Source organism: Desulfonatronum parangueonense, assembly GCF_054656975.1.
The window spans coordinates 3,244,822-3,261,776 of record NZ_BAAHXH010000003.1; the positions used below are offsets into that span (position 1 = coordinate 3,244,822).

Below are 16,955 nucleotides of genomic sequence, written 5' to 3' on the forward strand. Positions count from 1 at the left end.
GCCAAACCCCATGCCTTTGCCTCCGGCTTCAAACGTATATGTCCAGGGTTGGCCCAATAAACATCCATTCCAGCGTCCAGGACTTTCTCCCGATTCCTGCAATCCCCTGTGCAGCGACACGAGCATGAATAGCGCCGAAGACAGCCCTGCAGGACTGTATTCCACCGAGTAGTGGTCAGTATTCGGTGGTTTGTAGATTTTAAAACAAGAGGTTACAAAGTCTGCAAAGGGAAATATTCCATCTTGGTAACTATTCAGGATGCTTCTGCTATTGCCGAATCCGTCAGTTGTCGATTCGATATCAGGAATCGGGATCGCAAGCGAAGCTACGAAAAGGATCCTCAACGTTTTCGAAACCGATACCTACCCCGACTCCGATTGCCGGAGGCAGATCACATAATATGCTTGGGGTGAGTGTCTACCCATCTTGCAAAGATGAGAATTGAAAAACCATGATCAAGAAAATGTCTCAAAAAAACCTTCGGCGGGCAGTGCTGGTCGTTGTACCGTCTATTGTGGTCCTGGCCGGATTATGGCTTTTTTTCAGCAACGGTGAGGATTTGGTCCCATCCCAAACGGAAGTGCGGCGAACAGCCTTGCCGGAAGGCGCGCAAACGGTTTTGATTTCGCGGGTTCCAATTCCGGCATGGGTGGAGGCCGTGGGCGTGATCCGTCCGGTGGGCGAGATGACCATCAGCGCCCAGATTCAGGCTATGGCCAAGGAGGTGCTGGTCCGTTCCGGCCAAGGGGTTCACCGGGGTGATCTGCTTCTGGCCCTGGACGACCGCGAGCTGCGGGCTCGGCTGGCCCAGGGCCGTCATGAAATCGAAGCCCTGGAGTCCGCCATGGAGCAGGCAGAAATGCGCGTGGATTCAGCCAGGGCAGGACTTGATCTGGCCGGCGCGGAATATGAGCGGATCAGCGCGCTGCATGATCAGGGCGCTTCCGCCACCAGCGAATTGGATCATTCCAGGACACGATTCCTGCAGGCCAAGGCCGAGGCAAGGCAAGCGGAGCAGGCCATATTTGAACTGCGCGCCCAGGTCCGCAGGGCCGGCCAACTTGTGGAAGAACTCGACGTGGCCCTGGGGCACACGCAAATCAGCGCATCCCAGGACGGAACCATTGCCCAGCGGAACGTGGAACCCGGTGACGTGGTCCGTCCCGGACAAACCTTGTTCCGGCTGCTCAGTCGGCAACTCCATTTGGAAGTTCAGGTTCCTGAACGCTTTCACGAGTCGATAGCTCCCGGATCGCTGCTTGCGGCACGGGTGGACGTTATTGACCGGAAATTCGAAGCCGTGGTGGCCGAGGTCGAGCCCTTTGCCGCCGCGGATTCGCGGTCGTTTCTGGTCAAGCTGTCCCTGGATCAGGAGCCGCCGGAAGCAATGGCGCGGATTCAACCCGGCATGTTTGGCCGGGTACGCATCCCTTTGCCGGATACAGAAACGGTCCTGATCCCCCAAGAGGCGATTCTGCGCGTGGGGCAACTGGAAATGGCCGCCGTGGTCCATGGCGACGTCTATTCCCTGCGCCATCTGCGTCTGGGCCGGCCCTGGGGCGACATGATCGAGGTTCTGTCCGGCCTGGAAGGCGGTGAAACCGTCTGGCTGCATCCTGTACAACGCCCATGACCGAGTCCTCATCCCATCGCCCTTCCGGGTTCGCCGCCGCCCTGGTGGCCCCTTTTCTGTCCTCGCATCTGGCCGGGGTCTTTCTGGCTCTGGCCCTGACCCTGGGAGTGGCGGCCCTTTTGATTACCCCCCGGGAAGAGGAACCGCAGATCGTCGTGCCCATGGCCGATGTCATCGTCCAGGCACCGGGAGCCGGACCGGCGGAAGTGGAAAAGCTGGTGGCCACGCCTTTGGAAAAGCTGCTCTGGCAAATCGATGGCGTGGAATATGTCTATTCTATTTCCCACCGTGATCAGGCTGTGATCACGGTGCGCTTTTTTGTGGGCGAGGACCGGGAGCGATCACTGGTCAAGCTGCACAATCAGATCATGATGCACGAGGACCAGGTTCCGCCCCTGGTCACGGGCTGGCTGGTCAAGCCCGTGGAAATCGACGACGTTCCGGTTCTTACCTTGACCCTTTATTCCCCGACACAGTCCGACTTTGCCCTGCGCCGCATCGGCGAGGAATTTCTGGCCCGGCTGTCCGAGGTTCCCGCCGTATCCCGAACCGAGATCTTCGGGGGCCGCCACCGGGAAATCCGGGTGGAGGCAGATCCTCTGCGCATGGCCGGCCGAGGCATCTCCTTTGCGGATCTGGAACGCTCTTTGGCCGCGGCGGATACGGCTCTGAGCGCCGGTAGCCTGCTCCTGGGCAACCAGGAGATCAACCTTTTGGGCAATGCCCATTTCACCTCGGCCGCGGATGTGGCTCAGGTTATTGTGGGCGTGCACCAGGGGCGTCCGGTATATTTGCGGGATGTGGCAACCATTTTGGACGGTCCCTGTGAACCGTCCACGTACACCCGGCTCGCCTTTGGACATGAATATGCCCAGGCCAAAGGATTGCCGGCTCAGTCTGTTGATGGGGCTTATGGCGAAATGGCCGCCGTGACGCTGGCTCTGGCCAAGCAGCGCGGAGCCAATGCCGTCACGGTGACCCGCGATCTGCTGGCCGCGGCCGACGAATACCAGATTCTGCTGCTGCCCGAGGAGGTGTATTTGGAAGTCACTCGGGATTACGGTCAGACAGCCCAGAACAAAGTCGACGAACTGCTCTGGTCGCTGCTTTTCGCCGTAACCACGGTGGTGATCGTGCTGGCCCTGACTCTGGGACCGCGGGCCGCCCTGGTGGTGGCCGTGGCCATTCCGGTAAGTTTTTCCCTTGCTCTGTTCAGCAGTTACCTGCTGGGCTACACCATCAATAGGGTCACGCTTTTTGCCCTGATTCTTTCCCTGGGGCTGGTGGTGGACGATCCCATCACCAACGTGGACAACATCAAGCGGCACATGCGACTTGGCCATCCGAGCCCCTCCTGGGCCACCATGGCCGCGGTGTCCGAGGTTTTTGTCCCGGTGTTGATGTCCACTCTGGCCATCATCGCCTGCTTCCTGCCGCTGTTTTTCATCACCGGCATGATGGGGCCCTACATGGAGCCCATGGCCGCCAACGTGCCCCTGACGGTCATCTTCTCCACGATCTGTGCCCTGACCATCGTGCCTTGGCTGTGCAACATGCTGCTGCGCGGACAAGCCAAAGGGGAATCGGGCCGACTGAGAGAGTCCCGAACCGTGTCTTCCGCAACCGGGATCCCGGACTGGATACCGCGAATTTATCGAAAGGTGGTCGGACCGTTTCTGGATTCCCGTGGCCTGCGCATGGTCTTGCTTTTCCTTGTTCTTGCACTGTTGGCCATGGCTGTCTCCCTGGTTCTGCTGCGTTTGGTGCCGTTAAAAATGCTGCCCTTTGACAATCGCAATGAATTCCAGGTGGTCGTGGACATGCCCGAGGGCACGCCACTGGAAACCACGGATGCGGTGCTGCGGGATATGGCGACGTATCTGACCGGACTGCCCGAGGCCACCAGCATTTTGACGTTTGCCGGCACTGCCTCACCCATGGATTTCAACGGCATGGTCCGCCGGTATTACAGCCGTGAAGGCGGCCATCTGGGCGATATTCGAGTCAACCTGACGCCCAAGAGCGAACGCGACAGGCAAAGCCACGAGATTGTCCTGGCCGTACGCCGCGGCCTGGAAGACATCGCCCGGCAATGGTCCGCCAGCCTGAAGATTGTGGAAATACCGCCCGGCCCGCCGGTCATGGCGACATTGGTGGCGGAAATTTACGGCGGACCGGAACAGTCCTACGAGCAGTTATTTGCCGGCGCGGCCCAGGTTCGGGAGTTGATGGAAGAAATGGAATTCGTGGTGGATGTGGACGACAGCCGGACAGCTCCGCGCCAACGCCTGACCTTTGTTCCGGACCGGGAAAAGGCCGCTCTGCACGGGATCAGCGCCCAGGAATTGCTGCACGCCCTGCGCCTGGCCGTGGGCGGTGCGTCCGTGGCCGCGATCCATTCACCCCATGAGCGCCAGACTCTTCCCGTGCGGGTGATCATGCCCCGCGAACTGCGCTCATCCGTCGCGGATTTGGAAGCTCTCTACGTGCGTGGGGACGGCGGCGTGATGCTGCCGCTGGGCGAACTGGGGACGTTTGTCCGGGAAATGGAAGAGCAACCGATACTGCACAAGAATCTGCGGCAGGTGGTGTACGTGACCGCGGAAACCGTTGGTCTGCCTCCGGCCGAGGCAGTGTTGGCCCTGCAGGCCAAACTGCGCGCCATGCCCCTGCCTCAGGGGTTGAGCGCGGTTTGGACCGGAGAGGGAGAGTGGAAAATCACCGTGGACGTGTTCCGGGATTTGGGACTGGCGTTTGGCGCGGCCATGGTCGGCATCTATCTCCTGCTGATAGTCCAGACCGGTTCCCTGGCCTTGCCGCTTTTGATCATGACCGCCATCCCGCTGACACTGATGGGCATCATGCCCGGTTTCTGGCTGCTGAACCTGCTCACTGGACGTGAGGTGCAGGGATTTGCCGATCCGGTCTTTTTCACGGCCACGGCCATGATTGGAATGATCGCCCTGGGCGGGATCGTGATTCGCAACTCCCTGGTGCTCATCGATTTCATTCGCGCCGCCGTGGCCCGGGGCCAGGAATTCCGCGAGGCAGTTCTGCAGAGCGGGGCCATCCGTCTGCAGCCCATCGTACTCACGGCCCTGACCACAGCCCTGGGCGTCTGGCCCATCACCCTGGACCCGGTTTTCTCCGGCCTGGCCTGGGCCCTGATCTTCGGCCTCATCGCCTCCACGGCTTTTACCTTGATCCTGATTCCTGTGGCCTACTACGTCCTTTTCAAGCCCGCGAATGAAATAACCGAAAGCTGATGACATGGCTGCAACTGTCACTCCGGCGATATTTTTTGATAATCGTAACTACTCAGCTTGAAAGAAAGGAATAAGGGCAGCTTTCAAAAATTGTTGCAAGCATGACCTGGATTCCCGCCTTCGCGGGAATGACTTTGTTTTTTATGCCGTCTTCGAGTCAGTCATACCCGCGAAGGCGGGGATCCAGCACACTTTTATTCGGATGAGCTGAGCAGTTACTGATAATCAAAAAAGCGGCAGAAGATTTGGCCATCTGCGGGATCAATCTTTTGTTTTGTCGGCCGTGTTCTCTTTTTTGAACATTTCCGGATTGATGTTTTGGGAGTTTTGGCCGCCGCATTCCGGAGTGTAGCAGGTCACATCCACGAATGAACACTTTTGCGAGCATGCCGGGCAGGTCTCCGGAGACGTGGCTGCTTCGAGAGTGTTTCCGCAGTTGTCGCACTTGAAATAGGCCATCTCATCGCTCCTTGCGTGGTTTATGGTTTTTGGGTGATTTCAAACGCGGGAACAGGGAAGATGAATCGGCATGGACCTGCATTGCGGATGAAACATGCTCAACCGCAGACCCCCGTGGAACCCTCGGCGCATTCGCGTCCGTCAGTCCAAATGGCCCCGCTGAGCTTGGCACCTGTCAGGTTGGCTCGGGTCAGGGTTGCTTCCGTCAAGTTTGCACCTCTCAGGTCGGACCAGCTCAAGTTGGCACTGCTCAAGTTGGCATTGCTCAGGTCGGTTCCCATCAGCCTGGCGCCGTTGAGATTGGCCCAGCTCAGGTTTGCATTGCGAAGATTCGCTTCGCTGAGGTCGGCCCTGTTCAGCCTTGCTCCACTCAGGTTCGCTCCGCTCAAATCGCATTTCGGGCACTGCCTGCTCCCCAGCAACTGATCCAGATCGGCTTGCTCAAAAGCCTCAAGAGTGCCAACCGGGCTCAAAAGCAACAAGCTGGTGATGATCGTCGCGACAATATGCTTGGTCATTGGTGTATTCTTCTCATGTGTGCAGTTGGCTCCCTTTGTCTGTTGGTTGATAACCCGAAAAGTTTCAGGGAAACGTGCGAAAAGCACCCTGGGAGTATATCAGAATATACTACGCGCCTTGACCTGTCTAATGAGGCTGATCGTTCGCTACCGGTCATGCGCGGTAACAGCATGTCCGTGATTGCAGCGAAACCGGTCGGATGACTTTACGTCATGGAGATGAATTATGCTGTTGGGAGGGTAAAAAATACAGTTGTACCCTGTTCCGGAGCGCTTTCCAGCCAAATCCGCCCCCCATGCCGCTCGATGAACTGCCTGCAAAGGACCATTCCCAGTCCAGTGCCTTTCTCTCCTTCCGTGCCCAAACGCCTCTTTGTGTTCTGAATGGAAAAAATGGTGGCCAGGGTCTGCTCGTCCATGCTTATTCCGTTGTCTTGAATCGCCATGGTGATTGATGGACCATCCTGACGGGCCGTGATGACGATCTCGCCCCCGCGAGGAGTGAACTTGATCGCGTTGGAGATGATATTGCGGAACACGGTCTTGATCATGGGTTGATCGATGAGAACAGTCAGGCCCTGGGCAAGGTCCAGCCGGATGGTGATCTCCTTGCGTCTCGCCTCGTCCTTGGGCGAGGCAAGGCTCATGCTGATAAGTTCATCCAGGCGGCATGGCTTTTGCTCAAAGTCCATGCCTCCCTGACTCATGCGCGCCCATTGCAGCAGGTCTTCCAGAAGCGCGAAGGTATTCTTCACGCTTTTGTGCAGTTCTTTTAAGAGAGCGTGTTGATTCTGTGGAGACAATAATTCAGGTTGCTCAGCAAGAATCTTTGTTGAAGTCAGGAGACCGGACATGGGCGACTTCAGGTCATGCGCAATGATCGCGAAAAGTCTGTCTTTTTCGGCATTAACCTGTTCTAGCTGCTGATTGATTTTTCTGATTTCCCTCTCGGCCCGCTTGCGCTGAAGCAGGCGTAAATTTGCTTCCGTGACGTCTTGAAGCGTGAACATGGCCAGAAAGTTGCCGTTTTTTTGCGGCAGGCGGGTGACGGTGACATGCTGGAGGCGCATGGAATTGTCCGGCAGCTTGGCCGGAATAATGTACTTGTGGATATGCGAGGAAAAAATGACCGGCGGTCCGCCTTGGAATATGGACTGGATGCGCGTGGCAAATCGTTTTTCCGAAAACTGCGGATAGTACTCGCGGACATCTTGTCCTCTGATCTGATGTTCAGGTACGCCTGTCCAATACTCAAGGCATTTGTTCCAGAAAAAGACCCGATATTCGTTGTCCAGGACCATTGCCCCCAGGGGCATGTGGTCGAGTATCCAGAGGTTTTCGCTTGTGACGTCAGCCAGAGCGGTATGCATGGGGTTCCTGTGCAAGAGGGTATTCAACTGTTCAGGTGGTCAATGACGGACCTGATCCGGTCGATATGGCGGAGCAGCACACTGATGCTTTTATCTGCCTCGAGTTGTCCCGTACGGATCTCCGAAAGGGTGTTTTCCATTTCATGGGCCATGGATTCGATGTCCTTCCGACCATACGTCCTGGCATCCCCCTTGAGGGTGTGCGCCAGGCGAAAGATCGCATCAACCAGGTCCATATCGCCGTTGCTGTGTTCCATGTCCAATACGAAGGACTCCATGGCGTCCAGGTGCTCCTGGCTACTGTAGCGAAAAACGTTCAGCAATTCCAAATCATCGCTCACTACGAGGCCTCCGCCTGTACACTGGTTGACGTCATACCCTGCCTGGCCATCAATGCGTCCACGGCATCCAGAAGATGATCAAAGGCTTGCAGCTTGAACAAAACCAGGATGTCGCCCTGGATAAGTCGCTCATCAAGATAGAAGTTGGTCCTGGCCAACAGCAGCATGTAGTTCCGCTCACTGTCGCTGAGCAGCAGGTCGTTGATGCTTGTCTGATAGTAGTCCGGCGGTAGGTATTCGATATGCTCGGACAGCAGGTTGCCGATGGACCCCATTACTCCGTTGAGCACGATGTTGCCCACCTCCTGCAGGACGCCCATGCGCATCATGTCCATGTCTTCGGACACGGGCTCTTCGCCCAGGATGATGGAGATCAGCTTGTTCGCGCTTTCCGGTGGGAACATCAGGGTCGCCATGCCGGAAAATCTGCCGCCGAAGTCCAGCTTGATGGCCATGACCTGGCGTTTCAGGTCGAGAATCGGTTCGGACAACAACTCCTCGACCGTACTGGATCTGACTTCAGGGGTATGCAGATGGACGTGCCGACCACTCATCTGGTTCAGCGTGGAAGCGGCATGTCCCACGCCGATATTGATCAGTTCCTGGAGGACGTCGAGCTGGAGAGGGGAAAGATCATTCATGATGCACCGCCTAGCTGGAAGACGGACCGGTCAGTTCGGCAAGGGTCCGGGCCAGGGTTTGTTCCAAGACCGGCTTACTGAGAACGGCCTTTGCCCCCAGGTCCAGGCACCGCTGCCGGGAACTCTCCTGGATGTCAGCGGAAATGACGAGGATCGGAAAGTCAGCGCCTTGGGACTGGAGGGTTTCCAGGACTTCAAAACCGTTACGAATCGGCATGTTCAGATCCAAAAGCAGGGCGTCCGGCGTTTCCCGGGCGATGGAATCCAGACATTCCTGACCATCTTTGGCCTCGATGACTTCATACTCCAGGTTTTTGAGCATCTTCACCAGAGTGAATCGCTGAAACATAGAATCATCCGCAACCATGACTTTGGGCATTGGGCCTCCATAATGTGTTTTGGTAAAAATTGTATGATCCTCTCCGACTCCGGCAAACTGAAACAACCTGTAACGTATGTCTTTGCGCAATGGAACTCGCGGACCTGTCAGTGAATAAAGCCCTCTCACCGGCGAGCCAGTCTGCATCATTCAGCCAAATCCGGAAGCCTTCATATCAGTCATGCCCGGAAAGCAAAAGAAGCCTGATCATGTTGCAGCGGGTTTGGCTGGTTATTGTTCTTGCTTTGGTGAGTGGGCCGGAACTGTTGCATAGGGGAGGCCATATGCTTCGCATCTGCGCACTGGTTGTCAATACGAAACGACGTAAATTGAACGCTCCATAACTTCAATGTATTTCTTTCTTCCAATCAATCCTCAGCTTGCGCATTCGGTGCTGGAGAGTCGAACGGGGCAGGCCGAGCAGGGCCGCTGCGCCCTTGGGCCCGGAGACAACGCCCCGCGTCCGGCGCAGAGTGTCCAGGATATGTCGGCGTTCCATGTCTTCCAGTCGTGCCGAACCGTTCGCTGCAGCGCCGCCGGGCTCCGGTCTTTGCAAGGGGAGTGCGCCGTTGGCATCGGCTTCGCTGGAACCGGCTGACACACCGACCGGCAAGGGAGCCTCGCCATCCTGATTCAGGATTTCGCAAATATCGCCGGCGGCGAGTTCTCCGGCTATGCAGTTCCTAAGCAGCATCTTGCTCAACACGTTGCGCAGTTCACGGATATTGCCCGGCCAGTGATGGTCGAGCAACTGATCCTTGGCCGCAGACGTCAGGAGCATCCTGGGCAGCCCGTGCTGGGCGCAGATCTGATTGATGAAGTAGTTGGTCAAGACCGGTATGTCCTCGCGCCGTTCCCGGAGCGGAGGGAGTTCCAGCGTGCACGTGGAAAGCCGGTAGTAGAAGTCCTGGCGCAGCTTCCCCTGTTTGATGGCCTGGGCCGTGTCCACGTTGGTCGCCGCCACCAGCCGCGCATTCACGTTCAGCGAGACACTCTCCCCGACCCGCTCGAAACATAGGTTCTCCAGCACATGCAGCAATTTGCTCTGCATCTCCTGGCTCAATTCCGCGATCTCATCCAGAAACAGCGTCCCCTGGTGGGCCAGTTCGATCCTGCCGACCCGTTTTGTGGACGCGCCGGTGAAGGCGCCTTTGGCGTGCCCGAAAAGTTCACTTTCAAAGAGGCTGGAAGCCAGAGCCGGGCAGTTGACCCGGACGAAATTCTGGTTTTTGCGCCGACCGGCCGTATGGATGTACTGGGCCAAGAGGGTTTTTCCCGTCCCGGTCTCGCCCAGAAGCAGGACCGGAATATCCAGGGAAGCCACCTTGCCGGCCATGGCCATGAACCTTCGCATCCTTTTGCTCTCGAAAATGAACGTCTCGCTGGCCTCGGGCAGGGGACAGGACAGGTGCAAGGGGTTTGCGGCTCCGCCTTGTTCCAGATGCTCCAGGGCCAGCAGAGCTCCCAGGCAGACCGCCACATAGGGGCAGAGTTCCAGAAACAGCTCCATGACGGAGTAGAGATTGTCGGGCTTGCGGACGAACGAACAATGAAGGGTGCCGAGGATCTCGTCATTGAGCACCAGAGGAAAGGCCATGGTCGTGGTCAGTCCGGCCTCGGCCATGGGATGGAGCGTGGATTCAGCGAAATGCTGGGCAATGTCCGTGATCACCACCGGCTTGCGCGTGGCAATCACGTGCCCGGCTACGGTGCTCTTCTCGGCCTTGCGCACCGGAGACAGGGAGTTGACCACAGTGCCCTCGGCCGTGGAAAAATAACTGAGCATCTCGCTGTTGGGGTCATAAAGATTGATGCACAGGCGGTCGAAGCTGAACTGCTGCTGGAGCAGTCGCGAGAGAGATTGGAAAAAGGTCGATCGGGACGTGGTCCGGGAAAGTTCCATGACCAGTTCCTTACTCAAGACGTGGGAAACAACGAGACGCTGGGCTTTGCTTTTCTGCATGGAGGCCTCTTTTTTTGCGACATGGCGGATCATTCTGAATCGGTGCCCATGTCTACCCATAATTTGGCGATATTGTCCATATATGGACAGACGGCAGCGAGAGATCATTGGTGTGGCAAGCATTTATGTGTAATAATGTCGATGTGTTGTAGTAAGTGTTACAAAAAGGTTCATCTTGGAATGGTCTTTGCTCTTAATGTTATTTGAATGCAGGTTACGTGGGTGATCGACGTTCAGTACTACGACATAAAAAATAATCATCCTTCAAAAGGAGACTGTCATGCAGATCGGATTCATCGGTGCCGGACTTATGGGAGGGCCCTTGGCCAGGAACCTGATTCGGGCCGGCAAGGACGTCTTGGTGTACGACCTGAGCGCCGAGGCCGTTCAACGGACCCTGGACGCGGGAAACAGCGGCAAGGCCGCCATGGATATTTCAGATTTGAGCGTTTGTGACGTGATTTTCTCCAGCCTGCCCCTGCCCCAACACGTCGCCGGGGCGATGCTTGGAGAGGACGGCTTGTACGCCAAGATGAAAAAAGGGGCCACGCACATCGAATTGTCCACCATTGATCCCGGCACGGCCAATGAACTGAAGGACGCGGCCGAGAAGCAGGGACTGGGCTACATTCAATGTACTCTGGGCAAGACTCCGGCCCATGCCGAAAAGGCCGAAGAACCCATGTTCATCGGCGGGAACAAAGCCCTGGTGGACAAGCTCGGCGACATTTTCAAGATCATCGGCATCCCGAATTATGTCGGGTCCGTTGACGCGGCCTGCGCCGTGAAGCTGATTTCCAACATGATCGGGATGACCAATCTGGCGGTCCTGGCAGAGGGCATCCGCGTTGGAGACAAGGCCGGACTGGATCGCAAGCTGTTGCTGGAACTGCTCACGGATACCGGGGCGCGCAGTTTTCAGATGGACGTCAGAGGTCCCTGGATCGCCAATGACGATTACGCTCCACGATTCGGCCTGGACCTGGCCCTGAAGGACGTCCGTCTTGGACTGGAAATGGCTCGGGCTTGGGATCAGAACCTGAAGGTCATGGAATCGGGCCTGGAGTACTACAAACAGGCCAGTGCCGCCGGATATGGCAAGGAGGACTGCAACGCGGTTATCAAGGCTATTGAGTAGCAAGGTGGGAATGTGCGGGCAGATGATTGAGGGGTGTGAATTCGCGAGCCGGCCCGCATGGTCCGAGGTCATTCCAAATAATGGTCACAAACCGATTCGGCGCGGGCCGTTTCGGGCCGGTGTGATAGCAACCCCAAACAAGGAGCAACGAAATGAAACGAGTTCTGTTGTCCGTTATGTCTCTGGCCCTGCTGTTGAGCGCCATTCCGGCGTTTGCGGCCGAATACCCGAGCATGACCATCCGGGCGGCCACGGCCAATCCGGAAGGCAGCCTGCACGTGACGGCCATCAACAAGTTCAAGGAGATCGTCGAGGCTGAATCCGACGGCAAGATCCGCGTCCAAACCTTCTACGGCGGTTCCATGGGCGACGAGCAGGCCAACGTCCGGCAGCTGCGCACTCAGGAAATCCATCTGGCCGTGCTGGCCGTGGGCAACCTGACGCCTTTCTCGCCCCAGGCCAACATCTACTACCTGCCCTACATGTTTCCGGGCATCGACACGGCCTACACCTTGCTCAGCGACGAGGCCTTCAACGCCAGGATGGCCGACACCATCGCCCAACAGAGCGGCGGCAGGCCTTTGTCCTGGTTGATCGGCGGGTATCGGCACCTGACCAACTCTGTGCGACCCGTGACCAGGATCGAACACCTCCAGGGGTTGAAAATCCGCACTCCCCCGGTGGCCATCCAGATGGAGAGCTTCCGTTCCTGGGGAGTGGAGCCGCATCCCCTGGCCTGGACTGAGACCTTCAACGCCCTGCAGCAGGGGGTCATCGACGGCCAGGAAAACCCCCATGCAGTAAACCGTGACCAGAAGTTCTGGGAAGTTCAGAAGTACATCACCCAACTGCACTATCTGCTCTGGGTCGGCCCGATGCTGGTCAGCGAGCCCTGGTTCCAGCGTCTGGATCAGCCCGTGAAGGATCTGCTGGTCAAGGCTGCCGCGGAAGCCGCTCGGTACGAATGGGAGTGGGCCGCGGAACAGGACCAGCTCGCGTTGCAGGAGTGCCTGGACAACGGCATGGAATTTCATGAGCTGGAGGACGAGGAAGTATGGATGGAGCGCGCCCGCGGCCTGTGGCCCAAGTTCCATGACCAGGTGGGCGGCGAGGCAGTGATCAACGAAGCCCTGGCGATCATGGCCAACTAGCCGGAAAACTGAACAAGGAGGCAGGCGATCATGTTTCTGAAAAGCCTACGGTTTGTCTACGACAATTTCGAGGAAGTGTTCTGCGCCCTGAGCGTTGGGACCATGGTCGCCTGTCTGATGATCCAGGTCGGGGTGCGCTGGGCCACCGGGTCCGGCATGGCCTGGACCGAAGAGCTGAGCCGGTATTCCTTTTTGTGGACGGTGTTCGTGGGCGCGGCCCTGGTGGCCAAGCATGGCACCCATGTGCGCATAACGGCCCAATATCTGCTCATGCCTCTGAAGGTCCGATTGGCTTTTCGAATGTTCACGGACCTGCTCTGGGTCTGCTTCAATCTCTATATTGCCTGGCTGAGCTGGACCGTGATCCAGGGCAACCTCCTCTTTCCGGAACTCTCTCCGGTCCTGGGGATTGTCCGAGCCTACGTGGAAATGATCATTCCCTTCGGTTTCGTCCTGATGAGCTGGCGGATCATCGAGGGATATCTCAACCATTGGCGGCGGGGGACGCTCCTGACGCTGGTAGAACAGGTTCAATAGGATCAGGGAGGAAGCGAGATGGAAATCAGTGTCCTGGCAATGGTGCTTCTGTCCCTGGGGGCCTTGTTCCTGCTGGGCATGCCCGTGTTCATGAGCCTGGCCGTGGCCTCGGCCGTAGCCCTGATTTACGGTGGCTATTTGCCCATGTCCGTAATCCACAACTCCATTTTCGACGGCCTGAACATCTTTCCCCTGCTGGCAATTCCGTGCTTCGTCATCGCCGGAACACTGATGGAGTACGGCAACATCACCAACCAGATCGTGAACGTGGTCAAGCAGCTGGTGGGGCGAATGCACGGCGGCCTAGGCGTGACCACCATCCTGGCCTGTACGTTTTTCGCGGCCATCTCCGGTTCCGGACCGGGCACCGTGGCCGCGGTGGGCACCATCCTGGTTCCGGCCATGATCCGCACCGGCTACAGCAAGGATTACGCCGCATCCGTGGCCTCTTCCGGAGGGACCATCGGCCTGCTGATACCGCCGAGCAACCCGATGATCATCTACGCCATCCTGGGCAACGTCTCGGTCACGGCCATGTTCACCGCCGGATTTCTGCCCGGTTTCATAGTCGGCTTCTCCATGTGCATGACCGCCTGGCTGGTGGCCCGTCAAAAAGGGTTCGGGGCCAGTGAAGAAATCGAGCCTTTCTGCCTGGGCAATTTCCTGCGCTGCTGCCTGAAAAGCTTTTTCTCCCTGATCACGCCGGTAATCATCCTGGGTTCCATCTACACCGGCCTGGCCACGCCCGTGGAAGCATCGGTCCTGGCCATTGCCTGGGCCCTGTTCGTCGGGTTCGTGATCAACCGCGCCCTGACGTTTTCCGCGGTCTACAGATCGCTGTTGGAAGGCTCCCTGATCTGCGGAGCGGTGCTGCTCATCGTGGGCACCTCCACCCTGTTCGGCCGCATCCTGACCTTCGAGGAAGCCCCGCAACGTCTGGCGGCCCTGGTCATGGGCATTTCCGAGGATCCTTACGTGGTCCTGCTGATGATCATCGGCGTGCTGGTCGTTCTGGGCATGTTCATGGAGACCCTGTCCACGATCATCATTCTCGTGCCGGTGTTCATGCCCATGATCCACATGCTGGGCATCGATCCGATCCATTTTGGGGTGGTTCTCGTGCTCACCAACCAGGTGGCTCTGTCCACGCCGCCGCTTGGCGTGAACCTCTTCGTGGCCTCACGAATAGCCAATGTTTCAGTGGAACGGATCGCCATCGGCGTCCTGCCGTACCTGGTGGCCCTGTTCGCCTGTATTCTGTTGATCACTTTTGTTCCAAAGATTTCCACAATCCTGCCAGAAATCTTCCTGGGGTACATTGTCAGGTAGCACTTCACGATGAGCCGGGAAGAAAAACAACACTCAAGGAGTTCCGCACATGCCGTTTGGTTACAATGGAAAAATTCTCGTGGTGGATCTGACCAATCAAACCTGGTCCGTGGATGAGCATGACGAGGCCTGGTACCGCACCTACTGGGGCGGCGGGGCCCTGGCCTCCTGGTACATGCTCAAGCACATTCCGACCAAGGCCGATCCCCTGGGGCCGGACAACGTCCTGGTTTTCGCCGCATCGGTACTCTGCGGCTCGGGGCTGTCGGGTTTCAACCGCTACACCGTGGCGGCCATGAATCCGCTGACTCATGGATTCGGGGAATCCGAGGCCGCGGGATATTTCGGACCAGAGCTGAAGCATGCAGGATTCGACGCCGTGGTCTTCACCGGCAAGGCCCCCAAGCCGGTCTATCTGTGGATCAACAAGGGACAGGTGGAACTGCGCGACGCCGCCGGGATTTGGGGTCTGGAAAATGCCCCGGCCCTGGACGCCATCCGCGAGGAGTTGGGCGACAAAAAGGTCCGCATCGCTTCCATCGGGCCGGCAGGCGAAAAAATGGTCCGTCTGGCCTGCGTGATCAACGAGCTGGCCCATGCCAATGGCCGTTGCGGCATGGGCGCGGTGATGGGTTCCAAGAATCTGAAGGCCATTGTGGCCCGCGGGAATGCGGAAAGCGTTACATATGCAGATCCGGCGGCACTCAAGGAGCTGAACAAGTGGCATCGGGCGCGCATCGGCGAGCACATGCCCTCGGTGAACATGCGCAAGTTCGGTACGGTTCAGCACCTCATGGCCCAGCAGAATTCCGGCATTCTGCCCACCCGCAACTGGAAGGACTGCCAGTTCGAGGACGCGCCGAAACTGGGTTGGGACGGCTACGAAAAGGTCCAGGACGGCACGCATACCTGCTACAAATGTTCCGTGGCCTGCAAGCGCAGGGTGAACAACACCCAGGAAAGGCGCTACGGAGGGCCGGAATATGAAACGCTTGCCGCTCTGGGCTCCATGTGCGGCGTGGGAGACCTGGACGCGGTTTCCAAGGGCCATGAACGCTGCAACGCCCTTGGGCTGGACACCGTCGGCACGGGCGCGGTGGTGGCCTTTGCCATGGAACTTGTGGAAAAGGGCATTCTCTCCTCCGAAGAGATTGGCGGCCGGGCGATCACTTTTGGCGATGGCCAAGGCATGTTGGAGCTGGTGGAGAAAATCGCGGCACGCGACGGCATTGGCGATATTTTGGCCGAAGGCGTGAAGCGCGCGGCCCAGCGCATCGGCAATGGAGCGGAGGAATATGCATTTCACGTCAAGGGGCAGGAACCGGCTTTTCATGACCCACGGGGCAAGACCGGCGTCGGGTTGGGATTTGCCCTTTCCCCCACTGGCGCGGACCATGTCGAGGCTCCTCACGAGGTGCCCTTTCAGGGCGAGGGAGTGAAGCTGATCAACCCGCTGGGCATCTTCGTCGCGCCCCAGGCACTGGACAACGGGCCGGACAAGGTTCGTTACTTCATTGCCGGAGAAAAGACCTGGGCCATGAACAACACGCTTGGTCTGTGCAACTTCGTGGTCGCCCCATTGTTCTCCATGACCTACGACAAGCTCTGCGCGGCAGTGGAGGCGATCACCGGATGGTCGACAAGCCTGCATGAGCTGCTTCTGGCCGGAGAGCGTTCCATTGTCCTGGGCCGGATGTTCAACGTTCGCGAGGGCATGTCCAGCAAGGACGATAAGCTTTTCCGAAGATTGTTCGAACCGCTGCCCGAAGGGGTGCTCAAGGGACAAACCATCGATCCTGAATCCTTTCAGCAGGCCCTGGACATGTACTATGCCATGATGGGCTGGGATGAGAGCGGTGTTCCGGGCAAAGGGGCGTTGTACAGGCTGCATTTGGATTGGCTGGCGGAAGGCAGCAGGCAGAGGACAGAGGCTTGAAGGCAGGTCAGGGAATGACGGGCTATAATGAACAGGGAGCAGGGCAATCTGGGAAGGCGGAGTTGACGGTCAGGGTGCGGCTGGAGTCGATTCTGGCGGAGCATGCCCCGGCGAATCCGGAAGCGTTTCCGATACCTGAGGGCTGCACCCTGGCGGAGCTGATCCGCGGACTGGGGCTGCGCGAGGATCAGGTGATGTTCGCCTTTGTCAATGGTCATATGGCCACACTGCAGACCAGACTTCCGGACAAGGCCTCCATATCGCTTTGTCCATATATTTGCGGCGGATGAGAT

15 protein-coding genes are annotated in these 16,955 nt (G+C 57.9%); 8 read left to right on the forward strand and 7 right to left on the reverse strand.

The window, feature by feature from the left end:
* The first annotated feature begins 464 nt into the window (after positions 1–464).
* The gene (locus ACYQ15_RS14670) at positions 465–1,634 is read left to right on the forward strand and encodes an efflux RND transporter periplasmic adaptor subunit (protein ID WP_459938251.1); all 1,170 of its coding nucleotides are present in this window, start codon (positions 465–467) and stop codon (positions 1,632–1,634) included.
* Entirely contained in the window at positions 1,631–4,900 is a 3,270-nt protein-coding gene (locus ACYQ15_RS14675) for an efflux RND transporter permease subunit (RefSeq protein ID WP_459938252.1), read from the forward strand. Before ACYQ15_RS14670 ends, ACYQ15_RS14675 begins: the two co-directional genes overlap by 4 nt.
* Before the next feature lie 261 nt (positions 4,901–5,161).
* On the opposite strand, the gene ACYQ15_RS14680 is transcribed toward ACYQ15_RS14675, so the two are convergent.
* From ACYQ15_RS14680 to ACYQ15_RS14710, 7 genes are all read right to left on the reverse strand, one after another.
* Positions 5,162–5,359, reverse strand: coding sequence for a rubredoxin-like domain-containing protein (locus tag ACYQ15_RS14680; protein ID WP_459938253.1), 198 nt, complete (start codon positions 5,357–5,359; stop codon positions 5,162–5,164).
* 98 nt (positions 5,360–5,457) lie between these two features.
* Positions 5,458–5,877 carry a pentapeptide repeat-containing protein gene (locus ACYQ15_RS14685; protein WP_459938254.1) on the reverse strand — a complete coding sequence of 140 codons (420 nt, stop codon included), beginning with the start codon at positions 5,875–5,877 and terminating at the stop codon, positions 5,458–5,460.
* A gap of 224 nt (positions 5,878–6,101) precedes the next feature.
* Positions 6,102–7,247: a PAS domain-containing sensor histidine kinase gene (locus ACYQ15_RS14690; protein ID WP_459938255.1), complete on the reverse strand. Its 1,146-nt coding sequence runs from the start codon at positions 7,245–7,247 to the stop codon at positions 6,102–6,104.
* A gap of 23 nt (positions 7,248–7,270) precedes the next feature.
* Positions 7,271–7,588 (reverse strand): Hpt domain-containing protein, encoded by a 318-nt coding sequence (locus ACYQ15_RS14695; RefSeq protein WP_459938256.1) that lies wholly within the window; start codon positions 7,586–7,588, stop codon positions 7,271–7,273.
* Positions 7,588–8,229, reverse strand: a complete 642-nt coding sequence (locus tag ACYQ15_RS14700; RefSeq protein ID WP_459938257.1) for a chemotaxis protein CheX — start codon at positions 8,227–8,229, stop codon at positions 7,588–7,590. The genes ACYQ15_RS14695 and ACYQ15_RS14700 overlap by 1 nt, the downstream gene beginning before the upstream one ends.
* A 10-nt stretch (positions 8,230–8,239) precedes the next feature.
* Complete coding sequence (locus ACYQ15_RS14705) at positions 8,240–8,608, reverse strand: response regulator (protein WP_459938258.1); 369 nt, start codon at positions 8,606–8,608, stop codon at positions 8,240–8,242.
* Positions 8,609–8,954: 346 nt separating this feature from the next.
* Positions 8,955–10,571, reverse strand: coding sequence for a sigma 54-interacting transcriptional regulator (locus ACYQ15_RS14710; RefSeq protein WP_459938259.1), 1,617 nt, complete (start codon positions 10,569–10,571; stop codon positions 8,955–8,957).
* 280 nt (positions 10,572–10,851) lie between these two features.
* Between ACYQ15_RS14710 and ACYQ15_RS14715 the strand changes: the two genes are divergently transcribed.
* The 6 genes from ACYQ15_RS14715 (at position 10,852) to ACYQ15_RS14740 (ending at position 16,952) form a co-directional block, all read left to right on the forward strand.
* Positions 10,852–11,709, forward strand: a complete 858-nt coding sequence (locus ACYQ15_RS14715; protein ID WP_459938260.1) for an NAD(P)-dependent oxidoreductase — start codon at positions 10,852–10,854, stop codon at positions 11,707–11,709.
* A 152-nt stretch (positions 11,710–11,861) separates the two neighbouring features.
* Positions 11,862–12,860, forward strand: a complete 999-nt coding sequence (locus ACYQ15_RS14720; protein WP_459938261.1) for a TRAP transporter substrate-binding protein — start codon at positions 11,862–11,864, stop codon at positions 12,858–12,860.
* A 30-nt stretch (positions 12,861–12,890) separates the two neighbouring features.
* Positions 12,891–13,397, forward strand: coding sequence for a TRAP transporter small permease (locus ACYQ15_RS14725; RefSeq protein WP_459938262.1), 507 nt, complete (start codon positions 12,891–12,893; stop codon positions 13,395–13,397).
* Between the two features lie 18 nt (positions 13,398–13,415).
* Positions 13,416–14,726, forward strand: coding sequence for a TRAP transporter large permease (locus ACYQ15_RS14730; RefSeq protein ID WP_459938263.1), 1,311 nt, complete (start codon positions 13,416–13,418; stop codon positions 14,724–14,726).
* A 49-nt stretch (positions 14,727–14,775) separates the two neighbouring features.
* On the forward strand, positions 14,776–16,662 hold the full coding sequence (locus ACYQ15_RS14735) for an aldehyde ferredoxin oxidoreductase family protein (RefSeq protein WP_459938264.1): 1,887 nt from the start codon (positions 14,776–14,778) through the stop codon (positions 16,660–16,662).
* Between the two features lie 14 nt (positions 16,663–16,676).
* A complete protein-coding gene (locus tag ACYQ15_RS14740) occupies positions 16,677–16,952 on the forward strand; it encodes a MoaD/ThiS family protein (RefSeq protein ID WP_459938265.1) in 276 nt (91 codons plus the stop codon).
* Positions 16,953–16,955: the final 3 nt, after the last annotated feature.

Excerpts from the sequence above, each read along its gene's own strand:
- ACYQ15_RS14715 (WP_459938260.1), top strand. The coding sequence starts at position 10,852 with ATGCAGATCGGATTCATCGGTGCCGGACTTATGGGAGGGCCCTTGGCC.
- ACYQ15_RS14730 (WP_459938263.1), top strand. The coding sequence starts at position 13,416 with ATGGAAATCAGTGTCCTGGCAATGGTGCTTCTGTCCCTGGGGGCCTTG.
- ACYQ15_RS14670 (WP_459938251.1), top strand. The coding sequence starts at position 465 with ATGTCTCAAAAAAACCTTCGGCGGGCAGTGCTGGTCGTTGTACCGTCT.
- ACYQ15_RS14700 (WP_459938257.1), bottom strand. The coding sequence starts at position 8,229 with ATGAATGATCTTTCCCCTCTCCAGCTCGACGTCCTCCAGGAACTGATC.
- ACYQ15_RS14725 (WP_459938262.1), top strand. The coding sequence starts at position 12,891 with ATGTTTCTGAAAAGCCTACGGTTTGTCTACGACAATTTCGAGGAAGTG.
- ACYQ15_RS14680 (WP_459938253.1), bottom strand. The coding sequence starts at position 5,359 with ATGGCCTATTTCAAGTGCGACAACTGCGGAAACACTCTCGAAGCAGCC.
- ACYQ15_RS14720 (WP_459938261.1), top strand. The coding sequence starts at position 11,862 with ATGAAACGAGTTCTGTTGTCCGTTATGTCTCTGGCCCTGCTGTTGAGC.
- ACYQ15_RS14740 (WP_459938265.1), top strand. The coding sequence starts at position 16,677 with ATGACGGGCTATAATGAACAGGGAGCAGGGCAATCTGGGAAGGCGGAG.
- ACYQ15_RS14690 (WP_459938255.1), bottom strand. The coding sequence starts at position 7,247 with ATGCATACCGCTCTGGCTGACGTCACAAGCGAAAACCTCTGGATACTC.
- ACYQ15_RS14735 (WP_459938264.1), top strand. The coding sequence starts at position 14,776 with ATGCCGTTTGGTTACAATGGAAAAATTCTCGTGGTGGATCTGACCAAT.
- ACYQ15_RS14685 (WP_459938254.1), bottom strand. The coding sequence starts at position 5,877 with ATGACCAAGCATATTGTCGCGACGATCATCACCAGCTTGTTGCTTTTG.
- ACYQ15_RS14675 (WP_459938252.1), top strand. The coding sequence starts at position 1,631 with ATGACCGAGTCCTCATCCCATCGCCCTTCCGGGTTCGCCGCCGCCCTG.
- ACYQ15_RS14705 (WP_459938258.1), bottom strand. The coding sequence starts at position 8,608 with ATGCCCAAAGTCATGGTTGCGGATGATTCTATGTTTCAGCGATTCACT.
- ACYQ15_RS14710 (WP_459938259.1), bottom strand. The coding sequence starts at position 10,571 with ATGCAGAAAAGCAAAGCCCAGCGTCTCGTTGTTTCCCACGTCTTGAGT.